We start from the raw sequence: 25268 nt of genomic DNA, 5'->3' as shown, positions 1-25268 counted from the left end.
AGCGCCGCGCGTCCATCTGGACGCGCAAGGTACGCTGTGAGCTTCTTGAATCTGTGCCTGATCCCTTGCGAAAATCGGCAACGGTTTTGGCGGGCATGCACTAGCCGGATCGCATCGACATGTTTGAAATCGGCTGGACCGAAATGCTGGTGATCGCGGTCGTCATGATCGTAGTTGTCGGCCCCAAGGATTTGCCCAAGATGCTCCGCACCATGGGGCGGATGATGACCAAGGCACGGTCCATGGCCGGCGATTTTCAACGCCAGTTCAACGATGCCCTGAAAGAGGCCGAACTCGACGACGTCAAGAAGTCGGTCGACGAGCTCCGGGGCCTCAATCCGGCGAACGAGATCAGGAAGCAGCTCAATCCGTTTGAAAAGGCAGCCGCCGATGTGCGCGCCGGCCTCGATACGGCGATGAAGCCGAAACCTGCCGCAGCCACCGAGCCTGCGTCTGACGTGACGCATCCGGCTGAGCCCCTGAAGAACGGCGCAACCGCCATGCCGGGTGTGGCCGGACCGGACGCGATGCCCGCAGCGGCGCCGCTGTTCCCGGCTGCCGAGGTCAGAGCGACACCGGTGCCACCTGTTGCTGCCGAGGCGAAAAAGCTGAAGCCGGGCGCAAAGGCAAAAACCGCAGCGAAGCCCAAGACAGCGCCGGAAGCCAAACCCGCCGTCAAGGCGACTGCCGCACCGGCCAAGGTTGCAGCAGCGAAGGCCACCGCGGCCAAGGCTGCTGCGCCCAAGAAGACCGTCGCCAAGAAGACCGACGCCAAGACGGCGACCAAAGCAGGAAAAGCATCGTGAGCGCCGAAGACGACGAGATCGAAAAGTCCTCGGCCCCGCTGATGGAGCACCTCATCGAGCTGCGCACGCGGCTGATGTGGTCTATCGGCGGCTTCTTCGTCGCTTTCCTGGTCTGCTTCTTTTTTGCCAAGCAGCTGTTCAACCTGCTGGTCATCCCGTTCAAATGGGCGACGAAATGGGCCGGTCTCGATCCGCACAAGGTAGAGCTGATCTACACAGCGCCGCAGGAGTTCTTCTTCACCCAGATCAAGCTGGCCATGTTCGGCGGGCTGGTCATCGCGTTTCCTGTCATCGCAGCGCAGATCTACAAGTTCGTGGCGCCCGGCCTCTACAAGAACGAGCGTGCTGCCTTCCTGCCGTTCCTGATCGCTTCGCCGGTGCTGTTTTTGATGGGCGCATCGCTGGTCTACTTCTTCTTCACCCCGATGGTGATGTGGTTCTTCCTCGCCATGCAGCAGGCCGGTACCGACGATCAGGTGCAGATTTCGCTGCTGCCCAAGGTGTCCGAATATCTCAGCCTGATCATGACGCTGATCTTCTCGTTCGGCCTGGTTTTCCAGCTGCCTGTCGTGACGACGCTGATGGCGCGGGTTGGAATGGTCACCTCGCAAGGCTTGGCCGACAAGCGTAAATGGGCGATCGTCATTGCCTTCGTGGTGGCCGCGGTGCTGACACCGCCCGATCCGGTCAGCCAGATCGGCCTTGCCCTTCCCACGATCCTTCTTTACGAGATTTCCATCTGGACCGCCCGGATGATCGAAAGAAAGCGCGAGCAGGACCGAGTGGCGAGCGAGAGCAGGATGCGGACGAAAGCGCCGCAGAAGAGCAATCGCAAGCAACATCGACCCCGCTCGAAGGCACAGGCAGCGGCACGAACGCCAGCTGACAGCCCGATCCGCCGTCGCGGTCGTTTTGACAACCGCCGCGACCGGAAACTTTTAAATGCTTGATATCAAATGGATTCGCGAGAACCCTGGAGCCCTTGCCGACGCACTTGGCAAGCGCGGGCAGTCGGCTGAGGCGGCGAGGGCCACCGTTGACGATCTGATCGCAAAGGACGAAGCGCGGCGCGCCCATGTCTCGAAGCTGCAGGAGGCGCAGGAGCGCCGCAACGCCGCATCCAAGGAAATCGGCAACGCTATGCGCAATGGTGATTCTGCGCTCGCCGAGAAGCTGAAAACCGAAGTCGCTGAGATCAAGGGTTTCATCCAGGACGGCGAGGGTCGCGAGCGCGAACTCGACAAGGCACTCGACGCAGCCCTTGCCGTGATCCCGAACGTGCCGCTTGAAGACGTACCCGTCGGCAAGGACGAAAACGACAATGTCGTGCTGCGTACGGTTGGCAAGGTGCTGCCGCGCCCGAACTGGGTGAAGGAGCATTTCGAAATCGGCGAGGCGCTCGGCCTGATGGATTTCGAGCGTGCCGCCAAGCTCTCCGGATCTCGCTTCACCGTTCTCAAGGGTCAGCTTGCCCGGCTCGAGCGCGCGCTTGGCCAGTTCATGCTCGACCTGCACACGGCAGAACACGGCTACACCGAAGTGCAGCCGCCGCTTCTGGTGCGCGACGAAGTGCTGTTCGGTACCAACCAGCTGCCCAAGTTTGAGGAAGACCTGTTCTTCGTGCCGCATGGCGACAGCCGGCTCGGCCTGATCCCGACCGCCGAGGTGCCGCTGACCAATCTGGTGCGCGAGGAGATCCTGCCGAATGAGCAGTTGCCGCTGCGCATGACGGCGCTCACGCCGTGCTTCCGTTCGGAAGCAGGTTCCGCCGGGCGCGATACGCGCGGCATGCTGCGCCAGCATCAGTTCTACAAGGTCGAGCTGGTTTCGATCGTTGATGCCGAAAGCGCGCTTGCCGAGCATGACCGTATGACCGAATGCGCGGAAGAGGTGCTCAAGCGCCTGGGCCTGCCGTTCCGCACCATGGTGCTGTGCACCGGCGACATGGGCTTTGGCGCGCGCAAGACGCACGACATCGAAGTCTGGCTGCCTGGCCAGAACACCTATCGCGAGATTTCGTCCTGCTCGGTCTGCGGCGACTTCCAGGCGCGCCGCATGGACGCCCGCTACCGCCCGAAGGAAGAGAAGGGCACGCGTTTCGTGCACACACTCAACGGCTCGGGCGTCGCCGTCGGCCGCGCGCTGATCGCAGTCATCGAGAATTACCAGAACGAGGATGGCAGCGTAACGATTCCTGAAGCGCTGCTGCCTTACATGGGTGGCCTGACCAAGATCGAAGCGAAGTGACATGCGCATTCTGCTGACCAACGACGACGGCATCCACGCCGAAGGCCTTGCTGTCCTGGAGCGGATCGCCAACCAGCTTTCGGACGATGTCTGGGTTGTGGCGCCGGAGACGGACCAGTCTGGCTATGCGCACTCGCTGTCGATCTCCGAGCCGCTCAGGCTGCGCAAGATCAGTGAAAAACACTACGCGGTGAATGGCACGCCGACCGACTGTGTCATCATGGGCGCACGCAAGATCCTGCCGGAGCCACCTGATCTGATTCTTTCGGGGATCAATTCCGGGCTGAATGTCGCCGACGACGTGACCTATTCGGGAACCGTGGCCGGTGCGATGGAAGGAGCGCTGATCGGCATCCGTTCGATCGCGCTCAGCCAGGCCTACATTTATGAAAATGACGAGCGCATCGTGCCTTACCAAACGGCCGAAGCGTTGGCACCCGCGCTGCTGCGCAAGCTGATCGCAACCGAATTGCCGATCGGCGTTTTGCTCAATGTCAACTTCCCCAATTGCCCGCCGGAAGAGGTCACCGGACCTGTCGTGGCGAGCCAGGGCAAGCTGGCCTACGGCATCTGGGTCGAGGAACGCCGCGATGGCCGCAGCCTGCCGTACTACTGGCTGCGCTTCGGTCGCGACGAGCCGGTGGTGAAGCCGGGCACCGATCTGCACGCCGTGCGCAACAAGCAGATTTCAGTCACACCGCTCAAGCTCGACATGACAGCGCATGAACTGCGCGACCAATTGGCCAAGGCAATTGCATGAACATGATGCCGGACGACCGTGAAGGCTTCGCCGCCTTTCTTCTTCGCCTGCGTGGGCGCGGCATCGTTCCGAAAAACCTGATCGCCGCCTTCGAGGCGACGCCCAGGCGTGATTTCATCGCCGGCCAGTTCCATTCCATCGCCTGGTCGGACCGCATGCTGCCGATCGAGTGCGGCGAGGCGATCGAGGGAGCCGATCTCCAGGCGGCCGTCATCTCGGCGCTCAACATCGAGGCGGGCAACCGCGTGCTCGAAGTCGGCACCGGTTCTGGCTACACGGCGGCCGTCATGGCACGGCTCGCCGGCCGCGTCGTCACCGTCGAGCGGTTCAAGACGCTGACCGAGCAGGCGCGCCAGCGCTTCGAGATGCTCGGCCTTGGCAATGCGCATGTCCGCCAGGCTGACGGTTCGAACGGGTTGCCGGGCGAAGGGCCGTTTGACCGCATCGTGGTCTGGGCTGCCTTCGACAGCTATCCGCGCATGTTCGTCGACCAGTTGTCGAGCGGCGGTACGATGATCGCGCCAATCGGACCGGAAGAGGGCGAGCAGGTGCTGTGCAAGCTGACCAAGATCGGCAGCCGCTTCGAACGCGAAGACATTGGCGTCGTGCGCCTACAGCCGCTTGCCCGCGGCGTTGCGGCCGTCATCTAGGCCAGTCTCACAAACTGTCACAGCAACTTGCGCGAGCCGGGGTTTTTGCCTGCCTCGGCGGACGCGTCGGCTTGGCTGGCGAAGCGTTTGATTTATTTGATCCTCTTAACCGACCAGTAACATTAACGCGCTTTAATCAAGCCTAGTTGGTATCGGGTAAAGCGCGGGTCAGTGCGATGCGTTTCAGTATTTTGAAGGCTAATAATCGCTCTCTGGCGCGCGGCGGCGCCGTTCTGCTGGTTGCCGGCATGGCAGCAGGGTGCAGTTCCGGAGTGTCACGTTTCGGCGGCGGTGGTGTCGACGACATCTTCACCGCATCGACGCCGAACCAGCGATCAATCATCAATCAGCAGCCACAGCAGCAGCCGTTCCCTGGTGATGCCCAGATGGCTGCGCCAGTCGCCTCGGCCAATGCCGGTTCGGTCAGTCGCGGCAGTCTTCAGCCGGTGTCGTCGCAGCCTCTGCCTGCACCTGTCGCTCAGGCTCCGGCGCTTGCTCCGGCACCTGTCCAGACGGCGCAAGCTCCCGCGCTGGCACCTGCTGTCGACCGCACCACGACCGGAACGGTTGCTCAGCCGGTGACGGCAGATCAGAACACGCTCAAGCTGCCCGGCAAGAAGCAGCTGCCTGCGACCTTGCCGAGTGACAAGGTCGCGGTGCTGCCGCAGCAGCCCAAGACCAAGGAAACCGCAAGCGCGCAGCTCGGTTCGCCGACTGACAGCAATGCCAAGCCGGCGGGTGCCGGCGGCGGCTACAAGGTCGTCGAAGGCGATACGCTCAACCGCATCGCCAAGAAGCTCGGTGTCACGACCGCGGCGCTCAAGGAAGCCAACGGCCTGCAGGACGGCCGCATCCGCATCGGCCAGTCTTTGAAGGTACCTGGTGCAGGTGCGACCTCGACGGTTGCCAAGGCGGCTCCGGCTGTCGATCCGGTGGTGACCGCGACGGCTGCCACTGCCGCACCGAAGCCCAGTGCTGGAGCAGCCAAGCCTGCTGCCGACGCGCCCGCTGTCGCGGCTTACACGCCACCGAAGAAGGACAAGCTGGTACAGCAGGCCGAGGAAACGGCTGAAGCCGCGCCGAATGCCACCGGCATCGACCGCATGCGCTGGCCGGTGCGCGGCCGGGTCGTTGCCAACTACGGCAAGGGCGGCGGTAAATCGAACGATGGCATCGACATTTCGGTGCCGGAAGGCACGCCGGTGAAGGCCGCCGAAAACGGCGTCGTCATCTATGCCGGCGACGGGCTCAAGGAATTCGGCAACACCGTTCTGGTGCGCCATGAGAATGGCCTCGTCACCGTCTATGGTCACGCCAGCTCACTCAAGGTCCAGCGCGGCCAGAAGGTCAAGCGTGGCGACGAGATCGCGCTGTCGGGCATGAGCGGTTCCACCGATGCACCGAAGCTGCACTTCGAAGTGCGCAAGAATTCCACGCCGGTCGATCCGAGCGGCTATCTGGAATAGTCGATTTTAGTTTGCGCATCGTGCTTTCCGAAAATCGAATGGGATTTTCGGGCCGATGCGGCAGCGGGTCATCTGACCTCCACCAGCCCCGCCATATCAGCCCGTCCCGACCAGGGGCGGGCGTTTTCGTTTTGGCGGGTGCTCAGTCTTTGAGCGGCTTGCCGAGGCGGCCCGCAAGGTCCTGGATGAACTGCCAGGCGACCCGGCCCGAGCGGCTGCCGCGCGTCGTTGCCCATTCCAGTGCCTCGGCACGCAAGGTTTCGGCATCTCCATCGAAGCCATGGTAGCGGGCATAGCCGTTGACCATGTCGAGATATTCGTCCTGCGAGCATTTGTGGAAGCCGAGCCACAGGCCGAAACGGTCGGACAAGGAGACCTTTTCCTCGACCGCCTCGGACGGGTTGATGGCGGTCGAGCGCTCATTGTCGATCATGTCGCGCGGCAAAAGGTGCCTGCGGTTCGACGTTGCGTAGAAGATGACATTGCCTGGCCGGCCTTCGACGCCGCCTTCGAGCGCTGCCTTGAGCGACTTGTAGGAGGTGTCGTCATGGTCGAACGACAGGTCGTCGCAAAACAGGATGAAGCGATAAGGCGCTGCCTTGAGCAGGTTCATCAGTTTCGGCAGCGTGTCGATATCCTCGCGGTGGATCTCGATCAGCTTGAGCGGCGTTGTCGTCTTGGCCGAGGCATTGATCGTGGCGTGGGCAGCCTTGACCAGCGACGACTTGCCCATGCCGCGTGCGCCCCACAACAAGACGTTGTTGGCCGGCAGGCCGGAAGCGAACCGCTCGGTGTTGTCGACGAGGATGTCGCGGACCCGGTCGACGCCCTTGATCAGGCCGATGTCAACGCGGTTGACCCGGTGAACGGGCTCAAGAAAGCCGGGATCCGCCGCCCAGACATAGCAGTCGGCGCTGTCGATATCGGTTTCAGGCGCGGACGGCGGCGCAAGCCTGGCGACCGCAGCGATCAGAAGATCCAGTTTGGAGTTGAGCGCTTCGATGGTCTTTTCCATGGCCAATCCCGTCAGTCTCTAGATATTAGCTGTGCGCGACGCTGTAACACGCTCAAATTGCGCGGAAAAGCGCCGCTGCTTGGGCCAAGCGTAGTTGCATTGGTGGTATGAGCGACTATATTCCGCGCACATTTCCGGGGTCCCGATGTGCGGTATCCCGATACTTTCTCAGGAGACATTCATGTTCGTCACGCCGGCATACGCACAGGCCACCGGAGCAACGCCCGACGTTCTCGTCAGCATTTTGCCGTTTGTGCTGATCTTCGTGGTCATGTATTTTCTGATCATTCGTCCGCAGCGCACCCAGCTCAAGAAGCGTGGCGAGATGCTGTCGGCGATCCGCCGCGGCGATACGGTCGTCACCGGCGGTGGCTTCGTCGGCAAGGTGAGCAAGGTCATCGACGACCATGAACTCGAGATCGATCTGGGCAACGGTCTCAAGGTGACGGCGCTGCGTGCGACGATTTCCGATGTTCGGGTCAAGGGCGAGCCGATCGCCAACCAGAACGCCAAGAAATAACCGTAGGCGAGGCCAAACGCACCGCTTTCAAGCCTTAACGGACGAGGCCATATGCTCTATTTCTCGCGCTGGAAGACACTCTCGATCTGGGCCGTCGTGCTCCTCGGGGTGATCTTCACCATCCCGAACATGCTGACCCAGTCTCAGCTCGATTCCCTTCCGGGATGGTTTCCCAAGCGCGCGCTGACGCTTGGCCTCGACCTGCAGGGCGGTTCGCACATCCTGCTTTCGATCGACAGGCAGGACCTCGTCGACGAGCGGCTGCAGGCGACCCGCGACGACATCCGCACCCTGCTGCGCGACGCCAAGATCGGCTACACCGGTCTCACCGGCACGGGCACCACAATACAGGTCCGCATCACCGATCCGAACGAGCTGGAGGCAGCCAAAAAGGCGCTCGCCGCACTCGTGTCGCCGATCTCCTCGAGCATGTTCGGCACCGGTTCGGTGAGCGAACTCGCACTGGAGGAGCCCGAGGTCGGGCTTCTGCGCTACACGCTGACCGATGCCGGCATTGACTACCGCGTCAACAACGCGGTCACCCAGTCGATTGAAGTCATCGGCCGCCGCGTCAACGAACTTGGCACCACCGAGCCAATCATCCAGCGCGCCGGCGCCGACCGTATCCTCGTCCAGGTTCCGGGTCTTCAGGACCCGACCCGTCTCAAGGAGATCCTTGGCAAGACCGCCAAGCTGACCTTCCAGATGGTCGACCAGTCGATGTCGCCGCAAGAGGCCTTGCAGGGCCGCCCGCCGGCAGGCTCGACCATCATGTATTCGCAGGACGATCCGCCGGTTCCCTACCTGATCGAAAACCGCGTCATCGTGTCGGGTGAAAACCTCACCGATGCTCAGGCGACCTTTGACCAGCGCACCAGCGAAGCGGTCGTTTCCTTCCGTTTTGACGGCAAGGGCGCATCGCGCTTCGGCCAGGCGACCCAGCAGGGCGTCGGGCGGCTGTTTGCCATCATCCTCGACAACCAGGTGATTTCGGCACCGCGGATCAACGAGCCGATCCTTGGCGGTTCGGGCCAGATTTCCGGCAGCTTCACCGCCGAAAGTGCCAACGATCTTGCCGTGCTGCTGCGCGCCGGCGCACTGCCTGCGGATCTGACCATCGTTGAAGAGCGTACCGTTGGCCCAAGCCTTGGCGCCGACTCGATCGCCGCCGGCAAGTTCGCCTCGCTGATCGCTGGTATCCTCGTCGTTGGCTTCATGCTGGTCGCATATGGCACGCTTGGCATCATCGCCAATATCGCGCTGGCCGCAAACGTGGCGCTGATCATCGCCATCCTCTCCATACTCGGTGCGACGCTGACGATGCCCGGCATCGCCGGCATCGTCTTGACCGTCGGCATGGCCGTGGACTCCAACGTCATCATCTACGAACGCGTGCGTGAAGAGCGGCAACTTGGCCGCTCGCTCGTGCAGTCGCTCGATTCAGGCTTCTCGCGAGCGCTGGCGACCATCGTCGACGCCAACTTCACCACCTTCATCGCCGCGATCATCCTGTTCTTTCTTGGCTCGGGCCCGGTCCGCGGCTTTGCCGTGACGCTCGCCATCGGTATCGTGACGACGGTGTTCACCGCCTTCACGCTGACCCGCTGGCTGGTTTCGATCTGGCTGCGCCGCGCCAAGCCCAAGGAACTGCCCAAGGGTTTGATCCGCTTTGTTCCCGACAACACCAAATACTCGTTCATGGCCTTGCGCCGCTACGCATTCACGCTGTCTGCAGCGGCGTCGGTTGCGGCAATGACCTTGTTTTTCACCGTCGAGATGAACTACGGCATCGACTTCAAGGGCGGCACCAGCCTGGAAGTCCAGGCCAAGAGCGGCGAGGCAAGCTCGTCCGAAGTGCGTGCACGGTTGAGCGAACTCAATATCGGCGACGTTCAGGTCCAGGAGTTCGGTGCGGCAAACACCTTGCTGATCCGGGTTGAGGGCCAGAAGGCCGGCGACAATGCCGAGCAGAGCGTGGTTGAGAAGGTGCGCGGCGAACTCGCCAACGATTACGATTTCCGCCGTGTCGAATCGGTCGGACCGACGGTATCGAGCGAACTCGCCTTCTACGGAACGCTCGGTGTGGTGTCAGCCATGCTGGCGATGCTGATCTACATCTGGTTCCGCTTCGAGTGGCAGTTCGGCATCGGCGCGATCCTGGCCACCATTCACGACGTGACCATGATGATCGGCCTCTATGTCATCACGGGCATCGAGTTCAACCTGACCAGTATCGCAGCGATCCTGACAATCGTCGGTTACTCGATCAACGATACCGTCGTCGTCTACGACCGCGTCCGGGAAAATCTGCGCAAGTACAAGAAGATGCCGATCGAGCAATTGCTCGATCTGTCGATGAACCAGACGCTGTCGCGTACCGTGCTGACCGGCGTGACGACGCTGCTCGCTTTGATTTCGCTCTACCTGTTTGGTGGCGAGGTCATCCAGTCGTTCACGCTGGCAATGATCTTCGGCATCGTGGTCGGCACCTATTCGTCGATCTTCGTCGCTGGTCCGCTGCTCATCCTGTTCAGGCTGCGGCCTGAAGGTTTCGAGTCCGAGGACAAGGGCAAGCTGGCGGTGCCGACTGGCGCCCAGCCGTCCAGTCGCAAGTGATGGCAGGACTGGTCATTCGCGAGGCGCATTTCCCCGGACGGGCGCCCGTCGACGCTTATGGTGACGGCGGCTTCCGCTTCGCTGACATGTCGCATCGCGGATCGATCCTGTGCCTGCCATCGGGCATCTATGGTTGGCAGCCTGTTGACCCGCTGGCGCTTCAGCCTGCGGATTTCGACCGGTTGTTCGCCGAGGCCGGCGACGTGGAGATTCTGCTCGTTGGCATGGGCAAGGAATTGCGCCGGTTGCCGGAAGGACTGCGCACAGCGCTTAAGGCGGCCAGGATTTCGGCCGACCCGATGTCGACGGGGGCGGCTGTGCGTACCTACAACGTTTTGCTCGCCGAAGACCGCGCTGTTGCGGCAGCCTTCATCGCTGTCGACTGACGTGCGCACGAGCAGCGACCCGGCGAAGGCCCTGATGGATGCGGTGCGTGTTGCCGACCGCGACCGCTATCTCGCCGCACTCTATGCGCCGGACGACAAACGCCCGGCACTTCTTGCGCTCTACGCCTTCAATGCCGAGATATCGGCCATCCGCGATCGCGTCAGCGAACCGATGCCCGGTGAGATCAGGCTACAATGGTGGCGCGATGTTATCGCTTCAGGGGACAGGGAAGCTGGCGCCGGGCATCCTGTCGCCACTGCCTTGATGGCGGCGATCGAGACCTACCGTTTGCCGGTCGCGGCTTTCGACAACTATCTCGAGGCTCGCATCTTCGACCTCTATGACGACCCGATGCCGTCGCGCACCGATCTCGAGGGTTATTGCGGCGAGACCGCCTCTGCCCTGATCCAGCTGGCGGCACTTGTGCTCGATGCGCCAGAGGCGCCGAAACACGCCGAGCTTTCCGGTCATGCCGGCTGCGCCCAGGCGATATCGGGATTGCTGCGCCTGCTACCGAAGCATCGTGCGCGCGGCCAATGCTACGTGCCGAAGGACATCCTGGCTGCTGCTGGCCTGACGCCGGAAGAATTTGTCGCCGGCGGCGGAGATGCGAGATCAGCGGTTGCGGTTCAGGCGATGATTGCCCTGGCGCGCGAACATCTCGGCGCCTTCGAGCGGCACGCCAAGGCGTTGCCGCAATCCTTGCGGCCGGCCTTCCTGCCGGTGTCGCTTACGCCTGCCTATCTCGACCGGGTCGAGCGCGGCAAGGATGGCATGTCCTCGCTGCGCAAGCATCTTACCATGGTCGCGACCGCTTCCCGCGGGTGGCGCTAGACTGTCGTTGACGTAAACGTCAACGATGCTAGTCTGCCGAAGAAATCGCCCCAGTGGGCGGTTTCGGGAGGACATTTGTTATCATGAGCCTGCCAGTTCTGCTGGCGATGGTCGTCATCGGCATATCGGCTGTGGTCGCCGCCGTACATCTCAGCGGCGGCAGCGCACAGGCGCGATTACCTGGAACCGACCAGGCGCGCCAGCGATTTGCCACCGACTATCCGGAAGCGACGGTCCGCACGGTATTCGTGACCGAAGACAAAGGCACGGCCTTCCTGCTGCTCGGCGATGGAGCTGTCGGCGTCGTGCACGGCATCGGTGACAAGTTCCTGACCCGCATCGTTGCCAGTGCTGATGTCATGGCCCTGCATGCCCCCGATGAACGAACCTTGTCGCTCAGGCTGCACGACTTCACCTGGAAGGGCGGCGATTTCCGCTTTACCGGCGACGAGGCGGCGGGTGTCCTTGCGGCGACGCTTTCAGGAAATGGGGGCGCCATAGGCGCTAGGAGGCAAGCCTGATGGAGAGCTATGATTTTCCCAAGGTCACGGAACTTGCGATTCCGTTCTTCGTGGTCGCGATCCTGATCGAGCTTTGGCTGGTCCGAACCGGCCGCGCCAAAGGCGCTTTCGAAACGCGCGACACGCTGACCAGCCTGATGATGGGTACCGGGAATGTCGTCGCCGGGCTATTGCTCGGGGTGCTGTCTTATTGGGCGCTGCTCTGGGTCTGGCAATACAGGTTCTTTGATCTCGGCTTGTCGATCTGGGTCTTCGTGACGGCCTTCCTGCTCGATGACCTGCGCTACTACTGGTATCATCGCATCGCCCACCGCGTGCGCTGGGTCTGGGCGGAGCACATAAACCACCATTCCAGCCAGCACTACAACCTGTCCACCGCGTTGCGGCAGAGTTGGACCGGGCTGTTCACCGGCATGTTCATCCTGCAGGTGCCGCTGGTGCTGCTCGGCTTCCATCCCGCCGTCATCGCTTTCGTCTACGGCTTCAATCTCGTCTGGCAATTCTGGATCCACACCGAGACAATCGGCAGGATGTGGCGCTGGGTCGAGTTCATCTTCAACACGCCGTCGCATCACCGGGTGCATCACGCCACCAACCCGCGCTATCTCGATGCCAATTTTGCCGGCACGCTGATCATCTGGGACCGCATATTCGGCACCTTCGTCGAGGAGCGCGAAGAGGACCTGCCGCGCTACGGCATCGTCCACAATATCGGCACCTTCAATCCACTTCGCGTCGCCTTCCACGAATGGATCGGCATGTTCAGGGATGCGCTGGCGCCTGGGCTCAGCGTCCGCCAGCGCCTGGGCTATCTGTTCATGCCGCCGGGCTGGAGCCATGACGGTTCGCGCGAGACCTCGGCGAGCCTGAAGGCCGCCTATGTCAGGCGCAATCCTGGCGAAGCGGGCAAGCCTGGGCTGCCAGGGGGGCAGCCCATTCCGGGCGAATGAGTTCGCTGGCAGGTGTTATGTGGATGCGTGTTGGTCGCGTCGGGTGAAGAAGAAAAAGCGCTCTAGGCCGCGGGCGTTGACGTAGGAGCGCATGTCGCGATGCAGCCGTCGAGCAACGCTTGCCGAGGCGACATTGTCCGGCGCGACGATCGAGCCGATTTCCTTTTCGTCCGTTGCGGCAAAACCGAACGCAATCGCCGCGCGCGCGGCTTCAAGCGCGATGCCGCGGCCGCGCCAGGCCGGTGCAACATGATAGCCGATTTCGAGCGCCCGAGGGCCGCCGATATCCTGCCAGGTCGGACCGCAATCGCCGATCAGCGCACCGCTCGCCTTGTCGATGATTGCCCACAGCCCGAATCCGTCGCGCTGGTACCGGTCACAGTTCCTTGCGATCCATTCGCCCGCAGCACTTTCGGTCGTCATCTCAGGATAGAAGCGTCGGGCATAGTCGTCGGCGAAGATCGCCAGGATCGCCGCCGAATCCTCCGGTTGCATCTCCCTCAAGATCAGACGCTCGGTCTCGGGAGGAGCCATCTTCTGCCCTGTTCTATTCCGCCGCTTGTGCCGCTTCGGCGATGCCGAGCCAGGCGCGGCAATCGACAAGCGCGCGTGCCGTCATCGCCTTTTTCTTGGCGACTGTCTTTTCCTTGCCGCGCAGGCGTTTGCCTTCGACCTTGGGGGCTTCCATGATCGGAAACAGGCCGAAATTGACGTTCATCGGCTGGAACGAGCGTTTGCCCGGCTCATCGTCGGAAACGATGTGGCCGCCCGTAATGTGATTGAGCAAAGCGCCGAAGGCGGTGGTCACCGGCGGCGCGCTGATCGCCTGGCCGAGGCGCTCGGCAGCGGCGAAGCGGCCGGCAAGCAGGCCGATGGCGGCACTTTCGACATAACCCTCGCAACCGGTGATCTGGCCGGCGAAACGCAGGCCCGGCCGCGTCTTGAGCTGTAGCGTCGGGTCGAGCAGTGTCGGCGAATTGAGGTAGGTGTTGCGGTGCAAGCCGCCGAGGCGGGCAAACTCGGCGTTCTCGAGGCCGGGAATCATGCGCAGCACGTCAACCTGCTCGCCATGCTTCAGCTTGGTCTGGAATCCGACCATGTTGTAGAGCGTGCCAAGTGCATTGTCCTGACGCAGCTGGACAACCGCATAGGCTTTCACCGTCGGATTATGGGCGTTGGTCAGGCCCATCGGCTTCATCGGGCCGTGGCGCAAGGTCTCGCGGCCACGCTCGGCCATCACCTCGATCGGCAGGCAGCCGTCGAAATAGGGCGTGCCTTCCCATTGCTTGAACTCGGTCTTCTGGCCGTCGAGCAGCGCCTGGACGAAGCTGTCGTACTGCTCCTTGTCCATCGGGCAGTTGATGTAGTCCTTGCCGGTGCCGCCTGGGCCGACCTTGTCGTAGCGCGACTGGAACCAGCAGACATTCATGTCGATGCTGTCGAAATGGATGATCGGGGCGATCGCGTCGAAGAAGGCGAGCGCGTCGGCACCGGTGCTGGCGGCGATGGCGTCGGCCAGTGAAGGTGCGGTGAGTGGGCCGGTGGCGATGATCGCCTGGTCCCAGTCCTCAGGCGGCAGGCCGGTGACCTCCTCGCGGACGATAGTGATCAGCGGATGGGCCTCGAGCCTGGCGGTGACGGCGTTGGAAAAACCGTCGCGGTCGACAGCGAGCGCGCCGCCGGCCGGAACCTGGTTGGCGTCGCCCGCACTCATGATCAGCGAACCGGCCAGCCGCATCTCGGCGTGCAGCAGGCCGACCGCGTTGGTTTCGGCGTCGTCCGAACGGAATGAGTTGGAACAGACAAGCTCTGCCAGGCTGTCGGTCTTGTGCGCGTCGGTGCCGCGTACCCCGCGCATTTCATGCAGGATGACCGGCACGCCGGCCGAAGCCACCTGCCATGCTGCTTCCGATCCGGCGAGGCCGCCGCCGACGATGTGAATAGGTTTTGTGCTCATCGCGCCGGAATAATCCCTTGGCCAGGGGAATGCAACGATTGGGCAGCTTGCGGGTTGCGACAGATGCGGGACAGTCACTAGGATGTAGCCATGACGAGACGTTCGATCACCCTGTTTGCCGGCCTCGTTTGCATCATGGTTGGCGGTCTAGTCACGGACCGTGCCGCTGCTGCGCCGGCAAGGTCCATCGACATCTGTCATGGCTATGGCTGTGCATTTCGATCCCGACTCGTTTTCGGCCCCGGCGACGACAGCAAATTCGCAGCGCTCCTGGCAGCTGGCCGCGCCTCACCAGAAGCCGAGCGCAAGGCGATCGCCAGGGCGGTCAGCTATTTCGAGAAACGGGCCCAGCAGGTGACCGGCGTGCGCGACCTGCCACGCTCGGAGTTCGGCGCTTCGAAGGTGAAAGGGCAAATGGATTGCGTCGATGAATCGACCAACACCGATGCGCTGTTGCGCTATCTCGCAGGTCGAGGCCTGCTCAAGCACCATGAGGTTGTGGCAAGGGACTCCAGGGGTTTCCTGCTTGATGGTCGTTATCCCCACTGGACGGCGGTGATCCGGGCACCCGACGGCGTAAGATGGGTGGTCGATTCCTGGTATGCGCCGATGGGTGGCGCGCCCGACATCATTCGGCTCGGCGACTGGAAGTCACGCGGCGTGCTGGAAAGCGGCGCGCTGAACTAGGTATTGGGAGGGCGGGATGTCCAGTTGGAAAGCTACCGTCGTTGTGCTCGCGGTCACCGCGCTAGCGACGGTAGTGAACACCTCAAAGACGATGGCTGAAGAACAGGCAGTTATCGTTCATATCCCGCTCACTGACGTTCCTTTTGAATCCGAGCGAGAGCGGCAAGTGCTTAACGCACTTGGCGATGAACTGGACCGCGTTATCAAGAAGGAATCCGTTGGCGAGTTCGACGGTGATGAATACGGCGGAGGTGAATGCCGCTTGTACATGTATGGCCCCGACGCCGACGCATTGTTCGCAATTGTCCAACCGGTCCTTGTCATCCGCGCCCATCGCAAAAGGCGGATTTGCGATCAAGCGCTACGGCTAGGCACAAGATGCCAAAGCAAAAGAGGTCGTGGTAGGCCTAGGCAGCTGAGTACCTAATGGTGGCAAAGGCCTGACAGGCTCCAAAACGACAACACCCGCCGGGGGAGGACCGGCGGGTGTCGTGTTTGGTGGTCAGCTTATCGGGAGGAAGAAGCTGACCTATTCGCCTTTGCCGGGGAGGAGGTCGGCGCAGGCTGAATTCTGTTCGCCAGTCAAAGAGGGCGAAGCTCTCTACAGCGCTGCGCGTTCGGACGCGCAAAGGACGCTTTGGCACGTATGCTTGTGCATGATCCTTTCCGAAAATCGATTTCGATCTTCGGGGGCATGCACCTGGTAACAACACCTGCCGGGGGAGGACCGGCAGGTGTCGTTTTTGGTGGTCAGCTTATCGGGAGGAAGAAGCTGACCTATTCGCCTTTGTCGGGGAGGAGGTCGACGCAGGCTGAATTCTGTTCGCCAATCAAAGAGGGCGAAACTCTCTGGCTAACTACACCCGCCAGGGGAGGAGGTCTGGCGGGTGTGTTAAGGTGGTCAGCTTATCGGGAGGAAAAAGCTGACCTGATCCGTCCGGGTCGGGGAGGAGGTCGACCCTGACGGAAGCTCTGAATTAGATAGCGCGGCGGGCGATCGACTGGATCTCGCCACGATTGATGCCGAGATCGGCAAGCTGGCGGTTCGACAGACGGCCAAGCTCGTTCACCGTCTCGCGATAAGCGCGCCAGTTACGGTAAGTGCGGAGCAAGTTCATTTTAGTTCTCTTTTCGGTTCGGACAGGTAGGTCGGGTAGATCGGCTTCGGTCAGATCGCCTTGCGAGCGACGAAGTGGATGTCGCTGCGGGTGATGCCGAGGTCGGTCAGTTCACGGTTCGACAGGCGGCTCAGCTCGGAGACAGTGTCACGGTAGCGGCGCCAGTTGCGGTAATTGCGGATCAGGTTCATCTTCGTTTTCCGTTCGTCTTCTTTTCTCTTCTGTGTACGGGGCGTAGATAGGATGCCCTTGCCTAAAATTGAAGCGCTATGCTCGCATGGCAGCAATGCGTTTTGTGCATTGCAACATTAATGGGCGTTAAGCCTTCGGTCATAATTGTGACCGAATCTGAAATTCGCCATGATGACAACGGCTTGGCCTTGATATGGCCGCCGGGGCAGGGGGAAGCGACATATGGCGAGCTATGCCACCAAGGTGAAGAATGACATCGGCCGCTGGGTCGACAGCGGGCTCGTTGACCGAGCAACCGGCGACGCGCTTGTTCGCGATGTCGAGGCCAATGAGCGCAATGGGCTCAACTTTGGTTCGATCCTCGCCATGATGGCGGCATTGCTGTTTGCGGCAGCGATCCTGATCCTCGTCGCCGCCAACTGGGAAGCGATACCGCGCGCGGGGCGGGTATGTGCGTTGTTCGCCGTGATCTTCGCGGGCTATGTCGGTGGAGCCCTGCTCAAGCAGCGCGGCAATAGTGGCATTGCCGAAGCCTTGTGGTTGATCGGAGCCGCTGCCTTTGGCGGTTCCATCGCGCTGATCGGCCAGATGTATCATTTCTCCGGTGACGAGACGGCGGCAATCGTCACCTGGTCGATAGGTACAGCCATCGCCGCGGCAGCGCTGCGCTCGAACGCGTTGACGGTCGCGGCAGTCGGCATCGCCGATGCATGGCTGGTGACGAAGGGCTTCGAGCTGTTCCGCCGCTCGGAGTTCCCGCATCTTTTCATTGCATTCATGGCCGCGTTCTGGGCGCTGTCGTTCTGGACGCAGAGCCGCGCTGCCCGGCATCTGATCGCGCTGTCGGTCATTCTTTATGCAGTGCTGCTCGGCTTTCACTACGAGTCGCTGGAGGTCGGGCTGGTGCTTGCATTGGTCTCGGCAGCCCTTCTCGCCGTTGCAGCGCTCGCGCCTGCGGCTTCGGAACGCATTGCCCAGCTTGGCGGGCGGCTACCGCTGCATGCGCTGCTCGGCTTTCTTTCCGGCATGGGCATGGTTCAACTCGACCAGATCGATGACGGAGGCTTTGTCATTGCTGCTGCTGTGGCGCTGGCGGTCATTGCAGCTGTGATCGTCTTCCTCGGCCGCGAGAGCCGCGGCTTGCGCTGGATCGCCTATGTCGGCTTCGCCTTCGAGCTGGCCGTCATCTACATGGTGACCGTCGGCTCCATGCTCGGCACTGCGGGCTTCTTTTTCGCAGCTGCAATAATTCTCGCCGGTCTCGCCTATGCGATTATCCGTATTGAAAGGCGCATGAAATCACAGCCGGTCCAAGGAGCAGCATGATGTCCCGCTACAAGCTCGTCATTGCTGCCATTGTACTCGCCCTGGTCCAGATCGGTTTCCTCGGCTGGATGATCGTTGGTCGCGCGGCCATCCTGCGCGACGGCAAGGAAGTCCTGCTCAAGGTCGAGCCGGTCGATCCGCGCGACCTGCTGCGCGGCGATTATGTCCGGCTGGGCTATGACATCTCGCGCATAGAGGTGGAGAAGGTCGCCAACTTGCCGCAGGGCGAAGCTGCGACTGCGGAAGGGCCAATCGTCGTGCGCCTGAAGAAGGATGCCGACGGCTTTTGGCGGGCGACGTCGGCCTGGCTGGGAGCCGCAGCGTCGCCCGCGCCAAATGATGAGGTCGATCTGCTTGGCCAGGTCTCCAACGGGTGGAGCCTGACGCCAGGTTCGACCATCAGTGTCGACTACGGCATCGAACGGTTCTACGTGCCAGAAGGCGAGGGGCTGGCGATCGAGGAGGAGATGCGCAAGCGCAACTCCGGCGCGGAGCCCGAATTGCGCAGCTTCGGCATCAAGGTTGCGGTGGCCAAGGACGGCAGCGGCCAGATCAAGGCGCTGATGGACGGCGATCAGATGCTGTTTGAGGAGCCGCTTTATTGAAGTGCTGACCCTTTACCAGGGAACGTGCAGCACCTCGATCTTGGGCAGGCCGAGCGGAACGATGCCGAGATCGTTGGCAAGGGCGGCAAAGCCCTCGGTCTCGAGCAGGAACTTGTAGGGTATCTCGGGAAAATTGAGGCCGCCGCGATGCAGCGCTGCGTCGACGAGCAGCATCGTACCGCCGACGCCGTCGAGGTTCACCCTGTCCAGGTGCCGCAGGTCGCTCAGATAGAGCCGGCTGTTTTCCTTCGCCGGCGGCTGATAGAGCCCGTCGCGGATGGCCCGATAATAGCGATAGTCTTTCTGTCTGCGGATGGTAGCGAAGCTGTTCAGGTCGAAACTGCCGCCGCCCGGCACGACCGTGCAATTCGGAACAACGATCCTGCTGCCTGAACCGATCAGGCGCGTTGCGACATCGGACGGATAGCGCCAGACGTCGATGTCGATCCACAACGCCCAGTCGTCACTGGCATCGATGCCGTGGCTGATGAGATGGTTGCGCACGGCGGCGATCGCTGAGCGGCGTTTGCGTTGAAGCTTGAGTTTCCAACGCTTCGTTCTTTCCATCTTGATGCCAAGGTCCTTCTTGAGCAGCACGATGTCGCGGTATCCGTTGAGCGAAGCGGTCGCTTCACTCAGTCTTTCCCAACTGCCGTCGCTGCTGTCGCCTTCGCAAAACACCAGCTTGATACAGTCCTTCGGGTGTTCGATCAGGGCCAAGGCGGCGAAAAACGGAGCGATATGGTCGGCGGCATCGCTCAACGGCACCAATATGGCGATGTTGTTTCCCGAAGGTGGGGGGCGATTGATGACCGTTGTATCCACTGCCGCTTGTGCCGCGGCCACGTCGAGCTGCGCGCCCTTGGTCAGTTCGTGGCGAAGTTGGTAATAGCTCCGCCGCAAGCGCGCCAGCAACGACGGTGGCTTGGGTTTGATCCACCATGTGCCGGCCCAGTGATGAATGGACAGCGTCGACGAGGTGGCTTCGGCGGATGCTCCGTGGCGATCCGTCGGGCTGAAAAGCGAATTCGGGTGGATCGCAAATGCCGCCTGGTCAGAGAAGCTCAGTTGCGCCGCCGTCAACAGGCATGGACCCGTGGCGTCGAGGACATCCTGCGCATCCTTGACGACGGGCAGATAGGCGAGCAGGTGCTGCCAGAACGGGTGGCCCTTGGGGCTGGCCATCGTTCCGTTGAATAGAAGATAGGGCAGATTGCGAAGCTTCGTTTGGGCGTCCGAATGACGCTCAGGTTCCTTGCACAAGACAATGCGGTTCTCATCCAGCATGTCGTCGAACGGTGCGACGCATTCGCAATCGAGGTCGGCATAGACGCCACCAAAATGGTGCAGCAGCATGTAACGCGCAGCGTCGGCGCGCTGAACCCCGACCTTGTAGCTGCAATAGGTCGACAGAAGATCCGGATAATATTGGGCAACGAAGTCGAGCAGCATCCTGTCGCTCCACAAGATGCGCCGCCAGCTAGGATTATGTATTTCCCAACTCTTCGACCAGGCGAGGAATTGCTCGGGAATGCTGTCGGTTTTCCACGTCTGGTGCAGAATTCTGGGAATTGTCATTCAATGCCAATCAAACCCCTCGATGCGCGTTACCTGAAGTCATGGCATTATTAGGCGAGCCTTATCAAGCTGCGATTGACGCTCCCTGGGCTTACAGGAGGCTGGCTCTTACGGCGGCCGAGATGGCCTGTGGGCCAAAGCGTCGCGCGACAGTTTCGCGGGCACGAAGGCGTCGCACCTGAAGCCAGTCGGGGTCGGCGCACAGGGCGACCGCGCGTGCGGCGAGCTCGTCGTCAGTTTCGGCAAAGTCGATGTCGACCCCGTCAACGAGGTCCAGGCCCTCTGCGGCCAGCCGCGTGGCGACGACAGGCAGCCCCCAGGCCATCGCTTCCAATATCTTCAGGCGCGTACCGCCGCCGCTGACAAGCGGCACGATGGCCAGATGCGCGCGGCGATAAAGCTCCGCCAGATCGTCGGGATTGGCGATGAGTTCGACATCGGGCAGGGCGGCGACGTTGGCGAGCGAGTGGTGAGGGCTGCGCCCGGCAATGATCAGCTTTGCGCCACCAAGGTTGGCTTGCAGCCTTGGCAGGATCTGCGTCGCCAGCCGACGCGCCGCTTCGAGGTTCGGCGGATAATTGAGATGCCCGATGAACAGCAGGGTCGGTTTGCCGTTGGCCATCTCAGGCTGGTCGACCAACTGTTCGGGGATGAGCTCAAACCGGGGAACGCCATTCGGAATGACATCGGCAAGGGCTCGGCCGCCGGAAAGGCTGCGCAGCCTGTCGCGATCTTGTTCGGAACAGACCCAGACCTTGTCCACTAGGCGCAGCGACCCCAACTCCATGTCGCGCATGCGCCTGATATGGCGGGTTTTTTTCGAAAACAGTCCAGCCAGCCAACCCGTCTCCGGCATCATCTGCCGGGCAAGGTCGGACTCGATGTTGTGCATGTCGAGCACGAGTGTCGGCGCGAGGGCGCGAAGATGCGCGATGAGGGGGAACAGCGGGATGCCTTCGACAATGATGGTGTCAGGCTTGAAGTCGCGCGCCGCCGCCAACAGACGCGAAAGCGCTATCTGCGGGATGCGCGTGTCGATGGGTGTCAGGCGCTTGGCCAGGCGCGGCGAGGTCGCAGCCTCGGCGGCATTGGCAAGGGCCAGCGTCCTGATGCGGGTGTCGTCGAGTTCGGTGGGTACAGATGGTGCGTGGACCGACGTCGCCAGGACGTCGCCAAGCTTTGCCAGTGCCTGGGCATTCTGCCAATTGCGCAGGTCCCCGCCTGAAACGGGCGGCCATACGGCGTCAGAGGCAACGAGCAGGGTGCGTCGTGAAGGCGCCAGGCTGTTTCCATCGATTGTTGAAGCAGCAGTTGTGGGATTTGTCTGTACGTGCACGGCTGGATCACTCTCGTTCAGAGGTTTTAAGTCCGCCGGGCAGAGCGTCTATGGTGCGGATGATAGGAGTTCGAACCTACACGCCTCTCGGCACTGGAACCTAAATCCAGGGCGTCTACCAGTTCCGCCACATCCGCATGCGAACGCCAATCCCATGCCGCCATCATTCTGTCAATCTCGGAGCCGAAACGACCCGAGCCGGGAGAAACCGCGAAGATAGTTGAAAATTGGCCCCGCCTGTGACAAAAGGCCTGTCAAATAGGATGGGACGCAAAGGACCGTCTCTGAAAGACGCGATAAGAAGTCGGAAAAACAATAACTTATCGCACTTTTGGAAGACGGCGGAACCAAACGGACCGCAACGGCGAGCCTGGATGCCGATTTGCGAACTTGAAGCCACCCCCGGCAAACGAATTCCGGCAGGCTGAACGGCAGGACGCCGTCTACGCCGCGCCATACGTGAAAACAAAGGTTTGATGATGCAGGTCACCGAAACGCTCAACTCCGGCCTCAAGCGCGAGATCAAAGTCTCGGTTCCTGCCGGCGACATGGAAGCCCGTCTCGAGAAGCGGCTTTCGGCTGCCAAGGACAAGGTCCGCATCAACGGATTCCGTCCGGGCAAGGTGCCGATGCAGCACCTGCGCAAGGTCTACGGCAAGTCCTTCATGGCCGAAGTCGTCAACGAGATCCTCACCGACTCGACCCGCACGATCATCTCCGACCGCGGCGAAAAGGCTGCGATGCAGCCGGACGTGGTGATGACCGAAGACGAGAAGGAAGCCGAGAAGATCCTCGCCGGCGGCGCCGATTTCGAGTTCTCGCTGAGCTACGAAGTCATCCCGGCGATCGAGATCAAGGATTTCACTGACATCAAGGTGTCGCGCCCGGTCTATGACGTGCCGGAAAGCGAGATCGACGAGCAGGTCAACCGCGTCGCCGAATCGGCCCGCTCCTACGAGCCGAAGACCGGCAAGGCCGCTGATGGCGACCGCGTCACCATCGACTATGTCGGCAAGATCGACGGCGTTGCCTTTGACGGCGGCACGGGTGGGGACCAGCCGCTGGTGCTCGGCTCGAAGGAATTCATCCCCGGCTTCGAAGACCAGCTGATCGGCGCCAAGGCCGGCGACGAAAAGCTCGTCACCGTGACCTTCCCGGAGAACTACCAGGCTGCTCATCTCGCCGGCAAGGAAGCCACCTTCGACGTCACCGTCAAGGAAATCGCAGCCCCCGGCAAGCTTGAGGTCAATGACGAGACCGCCAAGAACCTCGGCCTCGAGTCGCTCGAGAAGCTGCGTGACATCGTTCGCGGCCAGATCGAAAACCAGTTCGGCGCCATGACCCGCCAGAAGGTCAAGCGCCAGCTGCTTGATCAGCTCGACGGTGCCTACCAGTTCGAGGCGCCCTCCAAGCTCGTCGAAGCCGAGTTCAACAACATCTGGAGCCAGGTCACCCGCGATCTCGAAATCGCCGGCCGCAGCTTCGCCGATGAAGAGACGACGGAAGAAGAAGCCCGCGCCGAATACCAGCGCCTGGCCGAGCGCCGCGTGCGCCTTGGCCTGGTTCTCGCCGAAATCGGCGAAAAGGCCGGTGTGACGGTTTCCGACGAAGAGCTGCAGCGCGGCCTGTTCGACACGGTTCGCCGCTACCCGGGCAGCCAGCAGCAGGAAGTGTTCGATTTCTACCGCAACAATCCGTCCGCGCTGGTCAACCTGCGCGCGCCGCTGTTCGAGGAAAAGGTCGTCGATCATCTGCTGTCGCAGATTTCGGTCACCGACAAGAAGGTGAGCAAGGAAGAGCTGCTCGCCGACGACGAAGACGAGGCTTCCGACAAGCCGGCCAAGAAGGCTTCGGCCAAGAAGGCTGACAAGGCCGAGGGCGAAGAGCCCAAGAAGAAGGCCGCTCCGAAGAAGAAGGCCAAGGAAGCCGACGCCGAATAAGGCGACGCTACTGGCATGAAACGAAAAGGCCGCTGGTTGATCCGGCGGCCTTTTTGATTCTGGGTGGTTGTTTGGGTGTTCCGGCTGCCACCTAGATCAGCAGCAGGCCCTTCATGCTGGCAAAGCCCTTCTTGCCGATGATGATGTGGTCATGCACCGAGATGCCGAGTGGCTTGGCGATATCGATGATGGTCTTGGTCATGTCGATGTCGGCACGCGACGGTGTCGGGTCGCCCGAGGGATGGTTGTGGACCAGGATAATGGCTGTCGCCGACAGCTCCAGCGCCCGTTTGATGACCTCGCGCGGATAGACCGGGGTATGGTCGATCGTGCCCTGCTGCTGCACCTCGTCGGCAATCAGCACGTTCTTCTTGTCGAGGAACAGGATACGGAACTGCTCGCGCTGTTCAAACGCCATGGCGGCCCGGCAATAGTCGAGCACCTGGTTCCATGACGACAGCACTTCGCGACCGCTGATCTCGCCACGCACCATGCGTTTTGCCGTGGCGGTAACGATCTTGAGGTCGAGCGCGACGGCCGGACCAACGCCTTTGACTTCCTGCAGCAGGTTGGCGGATGCGCCCAGCACTTCGGCCAGCGTGCCGAAGCGGGCAAGCAGGGCCTTGGCCACAGGCTTGGTGTCGGCGCGCGGGATCAGCCTGAACAGCAAAAGCTCAAGCAGCTCGTAGTCGGCGAGGCTGTCGCCGCCGGTCGCTGAGAAACGCTCGCGCAGCCGCTCGCGGTGGCCGAGATAATGAGGTTTTTCCCCTACGGCGTCGCGTTTGGTTTGCGGAAGCGGCCGCTCGCCGAAGAAACCACGCTCGTCGTGCTCGTCGCCCGCCATGCCCAGTATGTCGCCCCCGCCGAGCTTTTAGCGCCGGTGAAGCGATATTATGCGGGCAGGCCCGGCCGGTCGAGCCCCTTGGCCGACAGGGTGAAGATCTCGCAACCCGTCGCCGTTACGCCGATCGTGTGCTCGTACTGCGCCGACAAGGAGCGGTCGCGGGTGACCGCTGTCCAGCCGTCGGACAGCACCTTCACATGTGGGCGGCCGAGATTGATCATCGGCTCGATGGTGAAGATCATGCCCTGGCGCATTTCGACGCCTTCGTTGACGTTGCCATAGTGCAGGATGTTGGGCGCGTCGTGGAACAGCGCACCAACGCCATGGCCACAGAAGTCGCGCACCACCGAGCAGCGCTCGGCTTCGGCGTAGGTCTGGATGGCCGCGCCGATCGCGCCGGTGCGTGCACCTGGTCGGACGGCGGCGATGCCGCGCATCAGGCACTCATGGGTGACCTCAAGCAGGCGCTCGGCGGCGCGCTTGATGCTGCCCACCGGGTACATGCGGCTCGAATCGCCGTGCCAGCCGTCGAGGATGTAGGTGACGTCGATGTTGACGATGTCACCATCCTTGAGCGGCTTGTTGTCGGGAATGCCGTGGCAAACGACGTGATTGATCGAGGTGCAGGACGACTTGGTGTAGCCGCGGTAGTTCAATGTGGCCGGCATCGCACCATGATCCATGCCGAACTCGAAGACGAAACGGTCGATGGCGTCGGTGGTGACGCCGGGCGCGACACGATCGACCAGTTCGTCGAGGCATTGGGCCGTTAGCGCGCATGCCTTGCGCATGCCTTCAAAGGCCTCCGCTCCGTAAAGACGGATCTGGCCGGTGTTCCTGAGGGGCGCCGTGGCGGCGTCGAGATAGCTGACCATTGACCTCTGCCGGGTATGTCCTGGGTGCTCGCAACGAC

At 61.9% G+C, this 25268-nt stretch carries 26 protein-coding genes and 1 tRNA gene; 16 read left to right on the top strand and 11 right to left on the bottom strand.

Annotated features, from left to right (window positions below; all coding sequences use genetic code 11):
- Positions 1 to 119: 119 nt before the first annotated feature.
- From tatB to ACHMW7_RS18785, 6 genes are all read left to right on the top strand, one after another.
- Positions 120 to 806, top strand: a complete 687-nt coding sequence (tatB, locus tag ACHMW7_RS18810; protein WP_395447061.1) for a Sec-independent protein translocase protein TatB — start codon at positions 120 to 122, stop codon at positions 804 to 806.
- Positions 803 to 1756 carry a twin-arginine translocase subunit TatC gene (tatC, locus tag ACHMW7_RS18805; RefSeq protein WP_395447060.1) on the top strand — a complete coding sequence of 318 codons (954 nt, stop codon included), beginning with the start codon at positions 803 to 805 and terminating at the stop codon, positions 1754 to 1756. Before tatB ends, tatC begins: the two co-directional genes overlap by 4 nt.
- Positions 1749 to 3053: a serine--tRNA ligase gene (gene serS / locus ACHMW7_RS18800; RefSeq protein WP_395447059.1), complete on the top strand. Its 1305-nt coding sequence runs from the start codon at positions 1749 to 1751 to the stop codon at positions 3051 to 3053. Before tatC ends, serS begins: the two co-directional genes overlap by 8 nt.
- A 1-nt stretch (position 3054) precedes the next feature.
- Entirely contained in the window at positions 3055 to 3813 is a 759-nt protein-coding gene (surE, locus tag ACHMW7_RS18795; RefSeq protein ID WP_395447058.1) for a 5'/3'-nucleotidase SurE, read from the top strand.
- Positions 3810 to 4463 carry a protein-L-isoaspartate(D-aspartate) O-methyltransferase gene (locus tag ACHMW7_RS18790; protein WP_395447057.1) on the top strand — a complete coding sequence of 218 codons (654 nt, stop codon included), beginning with the start codon at positions 3810 to 3812 and terminating at the stop codon, positions 4461 to 4463. Before surE ends, ACHMW7_RS18790 begins: the two co-directional genes overlap by 4 nt.
- Before the next feature lie 176 nt (positions 4464 to 4639).
- Complete coding sequence (locus tag ACHMW7_RS18785) at positions 4640 to 5929, top strand: peptidoglycan DD-metalloendopeptidase family protein (protein WP_395447056.1); 1290 nt, start codon at positions 4640 to 4642, stop codon at positions 5927 to 5929.
- 142 nt (positions 5930 to 6071) lie between these two features.
- On the opposite strand, the gene ACHMW7_RS18780 is transcribed toward ACHMW7_RS18785, so the two are convergent.
- Positions 6072 to 6944: an ATP-binding protein gene (locus ACHMW7_RS18780; protein WP_395447055.1), complete on the bottom strand. Its 873-nt coding sequence runs from the start codon at positions 6942 to 6944 to the stop codon at positions 6072 to 6074.
- Between the two features lie 181 nt (positions 6945 to 7125).
- Between ACHMW7_RS18780 and yajC the strand changes: the two genes are divergently transcribed.
- The 6 genes from yajC to ACHMW7_RS18750 all read left to right on the top strand — a co-directional run bounded on the left by yajC (position 7126) and on the right by ACHMW7_RS18750 (position 12772).
- A complete protein-coding gene (gene yajC / locus ACHMW7_RS18775; RefSeq protein WP_395447054.1) occupies positions 7126 to 7464 on the top strand; it encodes a preprotein translocase subunit YajC in 339 nt (112 codons plus the stop codon).
- 51 nt (positions 7465 to 7515) lie between these two features.
- On the top strand, positions 7516 to 10080 hold the full coding sequence (gene secDF, locus ACHMW7_RS18770; protein ID WP_395447053.1) for a protein translocase subunit SecDF: 2565 nt from the start codon (positions 7516 to 7518) through the stop codon (positions 10078 to 10080).
- Entirely contained in the window at positions 10077 to 10466 is a 390-nt protein-coding gene (locus tag ACHMW7_RS18765) for an Mth938-like domain-containing protein (RefSeq protein WP_395447052.1), read from the top strand. The genes secDF and ACHMW7_RS18765 overlap by 4 nt, the downstream gene beginning before the upstream one ends.
- A 34-nt stretch (positions 10467 to 10500) precedes the next feature.
- Entirely contained in the window at positions 10501 to 11301 is an 801-nt protein-coding gene (locus ACHMW7_RS18760) for a phytoene/squalene synthase family protein (protein WP_395451366.1), read from the top strand.
- Positions 11302 to 11384: 83 nt separating this feature from the next.
- Positions 11385 to 11822: a hypothetical protein gene (locus ACHMW7_RS18755; RefSeq protein WP_395447051.1), complete on the top strand. Its 438-nt coding sequence runs from the start codon at positions 11385 to 11387 to the stop codon at positions 11820 to 11822.
- Entirely contained in the window at positions 11822 to 12772 is a 951-nt protein-coding gene (locus tag ACHMW7_RS18750) for a sterol desaturase family protein (protein WP_395447050.1), read from the top strand. The genes ACHMW7_RS18755 and ACHMW7_RS18750 overlap by 1 nt, the downstream gene beginning before the upstream one ends.
- A 15-nt stretch (positions 12773 to 12787) precedes the next feature.
- Here the strand turns inward: ACHMW7_RS18750 and ACHMW7_RS18745 are convergent, their stop codons facing one another.
- Both ACHMW7_RS18745 and trmFO read right to left on the bottom strand, forming a co-directional pair.
- A complete protein-coding gene (locus ACHMW7_RS18745) occupies positions 12788 to 13306 on the bottom strand; it encodes a GNAT family N-acetyltransferase (protein WP_395447049.1) in 519 nt (172 codons plus the stop codon).
- Between the two features lie 13 nt (positions 13307 to 13319).
- Positions 13320 to 14729 carry a methylenetetrahydrofolate--tRNA-(uracil(54)-C(5))-methyltransferase (FADH(2)-oxidizing) TrmFO gene (trmFO, locus tag ACHMW7_RS18740; RefSeq protein WP_395447048.1) on the bottom strand — a complete coding sequence of 470 codons (1410 nt, stop codon included), beginning with the start codon at positions 14727 to 14729 and terminating at the stop codon, positions 13320 to 13322.
- A 90-nt stretch (positions 14730 to 14819) separates the two neighbouring features.
- Here trmFO and ACHMW7_RS18735 point away from each other — a divergent pair, with 90 nt between their 5' ends.
- The gene (locus ACHMW7_RS18735) at positions 14820 to 15416 is read left to right on the top strand and encodes a hypothetical protein (protein ID WP_395447047.1); all 597 of its coding nucleotides are present in this window, start codon (positions 14820 to 14822) and stop codon (positions 15414 to 15416) included.
- Positions 15417 to 15498: 82 nt separating this feature from the next.
- On the opposite strand, the gene ACHMW7_RS18730 is transcribed toward ACHMW7_RS18735, so the two are convergent.
- The 3 genes from ACHMW7_RS18730 to ACHMW7_RS18720 all read right to left on the bottom strand — a co-directional run bounded on the left by ACHMW7_RS18730 (position 15499) and on the right by ACHMW7_RS18720 (position 16725).
- Entirely contained in the window at positions 15499 to 15774 is a 276-nt protein-coding gene (locus tag ACHMW7_RS18730) for a hypothetical protein (protein WP_395447046.1), read from the bottom strand.
- Between the two features lie 619 nt (positions 15775 to 16393).
- Entirely contained in the window at positions 16394 to 16534 is a 141-nt protein-coding gene (locus ACHMW7_RS18725; protein ID WP_018427695.1) for a DUF1127 domain-containing protein, read from the bottom strand.
- A gap of 50 nt (positions 16535 to 16584) precedes the next feature.
- Positions 16585 to 16725, bottom strand: a complete 141-nt coding sequence (locus tag ACHMW7_RS18720) for a DUF1127 domain-containing protein (RefSeq protein ID WP_082496386.1) — start codon at positions 16723 to 16725, stop codon at positions 16585 to 16587.
- A gap of 223 nt (positions 16726 to 16948) precedes the next feature.
- On the opposite strand from ACHMW7_RS18720, the gene ACHMW7_RS18715 reads away from it, so the two are divergent.
- Positions 16949 to 18052, top strand: a complete 1104-nt coding sequence (locus ACHMW7_RS18715) for a DUF2157 domain-containing protein (protein ID WP_395447045.1) — start codon at positions 16949 to 16951, stop codon at positions 18050 to 18052.
- Entirely contained in the window at positions 18049 to 18657 is a 609-nt protein-coding gene (locus ACHMW7_RS18710; protein WP_395447044.1) for a GDYXXLXY domain-containing protein, read from the top strand. The genes ACHMW7_RS18715 and ACHMW7_RS18710 overlap by 4 nt, the downstream gene beginning before the upstream one ends.
- A 12-nt stretch (positions 18658 to 18669) precedes the next feature.
- On the opposite strand, the gene ACHMW7_RS18705 is transcribed toward ACHMW7_RS18710, so the two are convergent.
- The 3 genes from ACHMW7_RS18705 to ACHMW7_RS18695 all read right to left on the bottom strand — a co-directional run bounded on the left by ACHMW7_RS18705 (position 18670) and on the right by ACHMW7_RS18695 (position 21708).
- The gene (locus tag ACHMW7_RS18705) at positions 18670 to 20235 is read right to left on the bottom strand and encodes a glycosyltransferase (protein ID WP_395447043.1); all 1566 of its coding nucleotides are present in this window, start codon (positions 20233 to 20235) and stop codon (positions 18670 to 18672) included.
- 91 nt (positions 20236 to 20326) lie between these two features.
- On the bottom strand, positions 20327 to 21571 hold the full coding sequence (locus tag ACHMW7_RS18700) for a glycosyltransferase family 4 protein (protein WP_395447042.1): 1245 nt from the start codon (positions 21569 to 21571) through the stop codon (positions 20327 to 20329).
- A gap of 51 nt (positions 21572 to 21622) precedes the next feature.
- Positions 21623 to 21708, bottom strand: a tRNA-Leu gene (locus ACHMW7_RS18695).
- Between the two features lie 342 nt (positions 21709 to 22050).
- Between ACHMW7_RS18695 and tig the strand changes: the two genes are divergently transcribed.
- Positions 22051 to 23511, top strand: coding sequence for a trigger factor (tig, locus tag ACHMW7_RS18690; RefSeq protein ID WP_395451365.1), 1461 nt, complete (start codon positions 22051 to 22053; stop codon positions 23509 to 23511).
- 91 nt (positions 23512 to 23602) lie between these two features.
- Here the strand turns inward: tig and radC are convergent, their stop codons facing one another.
- Together radC and map are read right to left on the bottom strand one after the other, a co-directional pair.
- Complete coding sequence (radC, locus tag ACHMW7_RS18685) at positions 23603 to 24355, bottom strand: DNA repair protein RadC (protein WP_395447041.1); 753 nt, start codon at positions 24353 to 24355, stop codon at positions 23603 to 23605.
- 47 nt (positions 24356 to 24402) lie between these two features.
- The gene (map, locus tag ACHMW7_RS18680) at positions 24403 to 25230 is read right to left on the bottom strand and encodes a type I methionyl aminopeptidase (protein WP_395447040.1); all 828 of its coding nucleotides are present in this window, start codon (positions 25228 to 25230) and stop codon (positions 24403 to 24405) included.
- Positions 25231 to 25268: the final 38 nt, after the last annotated feature.

It is taken from the genome of Aminobacter sp. UC22_36 (assembly GCF_044056035.1).
Classification (GTDB): Bacteria; Pseudomonadota; Alphaproteobacteria; order Rhizobiales; family Rhizobiaceae; genus Aminobacter.
Note: the sequence above shows the minus strand (reverse complement) of the source record. Positions and strands in the feature narration are given on the sequence as shown.

Coding starts and splice junctions, on each gene's coding strand:
- tatB (WP_395447061.1), top strand. CDS start 120: ATGTTTGAAATCGGCTGGACCGAAATGCTGGTGATCGCGGTCGTCATG.
- serS (WP_395447059.1), top strand. CDS start 1,749: ATGCTTGATATCAAATGGATTCGCGAGAACCCTGGAGCCCTTGCCGAC.
- surE (WP_395447058.1), top strand. CDS start 3,055: ATGCGCATTCTGCTGACCAACGACGACGGCATCCACGCCGAAGGCCTT.
- ACHMW7_RS18790 (WP_395447057.1), top strand. CDS start 3,810: ATGAACATGATGCCGGACGACCGTGAAGGCTTCGCCGCCTTTCTTCTT.
- ACHMW7_RS18785 (WP_395447056.1), top strand. CDS start 4,640: ATGCGTTTCAGTATTTTGAAGGCTAATAATCGCTCTCTGGCGCGCGGC.
- ACHMW7_RS18780 (WP_395447055.1), bottom strand. CDS start 6,944: ATGGAAAAGACCATCGAAGCGCTCAACTCCAAACTGGATCTTCTGATC.
- yajC (WP_395447054.1), top strand. CDS start 7,126: ATGTTCGTCACGCCGGCATACGCACAGGCCACCGGAGCAACGCCCGAC.
- secDF (WP_395447053.1), top strand. CDS start 7,516: ATGCTCTATTTCTCGCGCTGGAAGACACTCTCGATCTGGGCCGTCGTG.
- ACHMW7_RS18760 (WP_395451366.1), top strand. CDS start 10,501: ATGGATGCGGTGCGTGTTGCCGACCGCGACCGCTATCTCGCCGCACTC.
- ACHMW7_RS18755 (WP_395447051.1), top strand. CDS start 11,385: ATGAGCCTGCCAGTTCTGCTGGCGATGGTCGTCATCGGCATATCGGCT.
- ACHMW7_RS18750 (WP_395447050.1), top strand. CDS start 11,822: ATGGAGAGCTATGATTTTCCCAAGGTCACGGAACTTGCGATTCCGTTC.
- ACHMW7_RS18745 (WP_395447049.1), bottom strand. CDS start 13,306: ATGGCTCCTCCCGAGACCGAGCGTCTGATCTTGAGGGAGATGCAACCG.
- trmFO (WP_395447048.1), bottom strand. CDS start 14,729: ATGAGCACAAAACCTATTCACATCGTCGGCGGCGGCCTCGCCGGATCG.
- ACHMW7_RS18735 (WP_395447047.1), top strand. CDS start 14,820: ATGACGAGACGTTCGATCACCCTGTTTGCCGGCCTCGTTTGCATCATG.
- ACHMW7_RS18725 (WP_018427695.1), bottom strand. CDS start 16,534: ATGAACTTGCTCCGCACTTACCGTAACTGGCGCGCTTATCGCGAGACG.
- ACHMW7_RS18720 (WP_082496386.1), bottom strand. CDS start 16,725: ATGAACCTGATCCGCAATTACCGCAACTGGCGCCGCTACCGTGACACT.
- ACHMW7_RS18715 (WP_395447045.1), top strand. CDS start 16,949: ATGGCGAGCTATGCCACCAAGGTGAAGAATGACATCGGCCGCTGGGTC.
- ACHMW7_RS18710 (WP_395447044.1), top strand. CDS start 18,049: ATGATGTCCCGCTACAAGCTCGTCATTGCTGCCATTGTACTCGCCCTG.
- ACHMW7_RS18705 (WP_395447043.1), bottom strand. CDS start 20,235: ATGACAATTCCCAGAATTCTGCACCAGACGTGGAAAACCGACAGCATT.
- tig (WP_395451365.1), top strand. CDS start 22,051: ATGCAGGTCACCGAAACGCTCAACTCCGGCCTCAAGCGCGAGATCAAA.
- radC (WP_395447041.1), bottom strand. CDS start 24,355: ATGGCGGGCGACGAGCACGACGAGCGTGGTTTCTTCGGCGAGCGGCCG.
- map (WP_395447040.1), bottom strand. CDS start 25,230: ATGGTCAGCTATCTCGACGCCGCCACGGCGCCCCTCAGGAACACCGGC.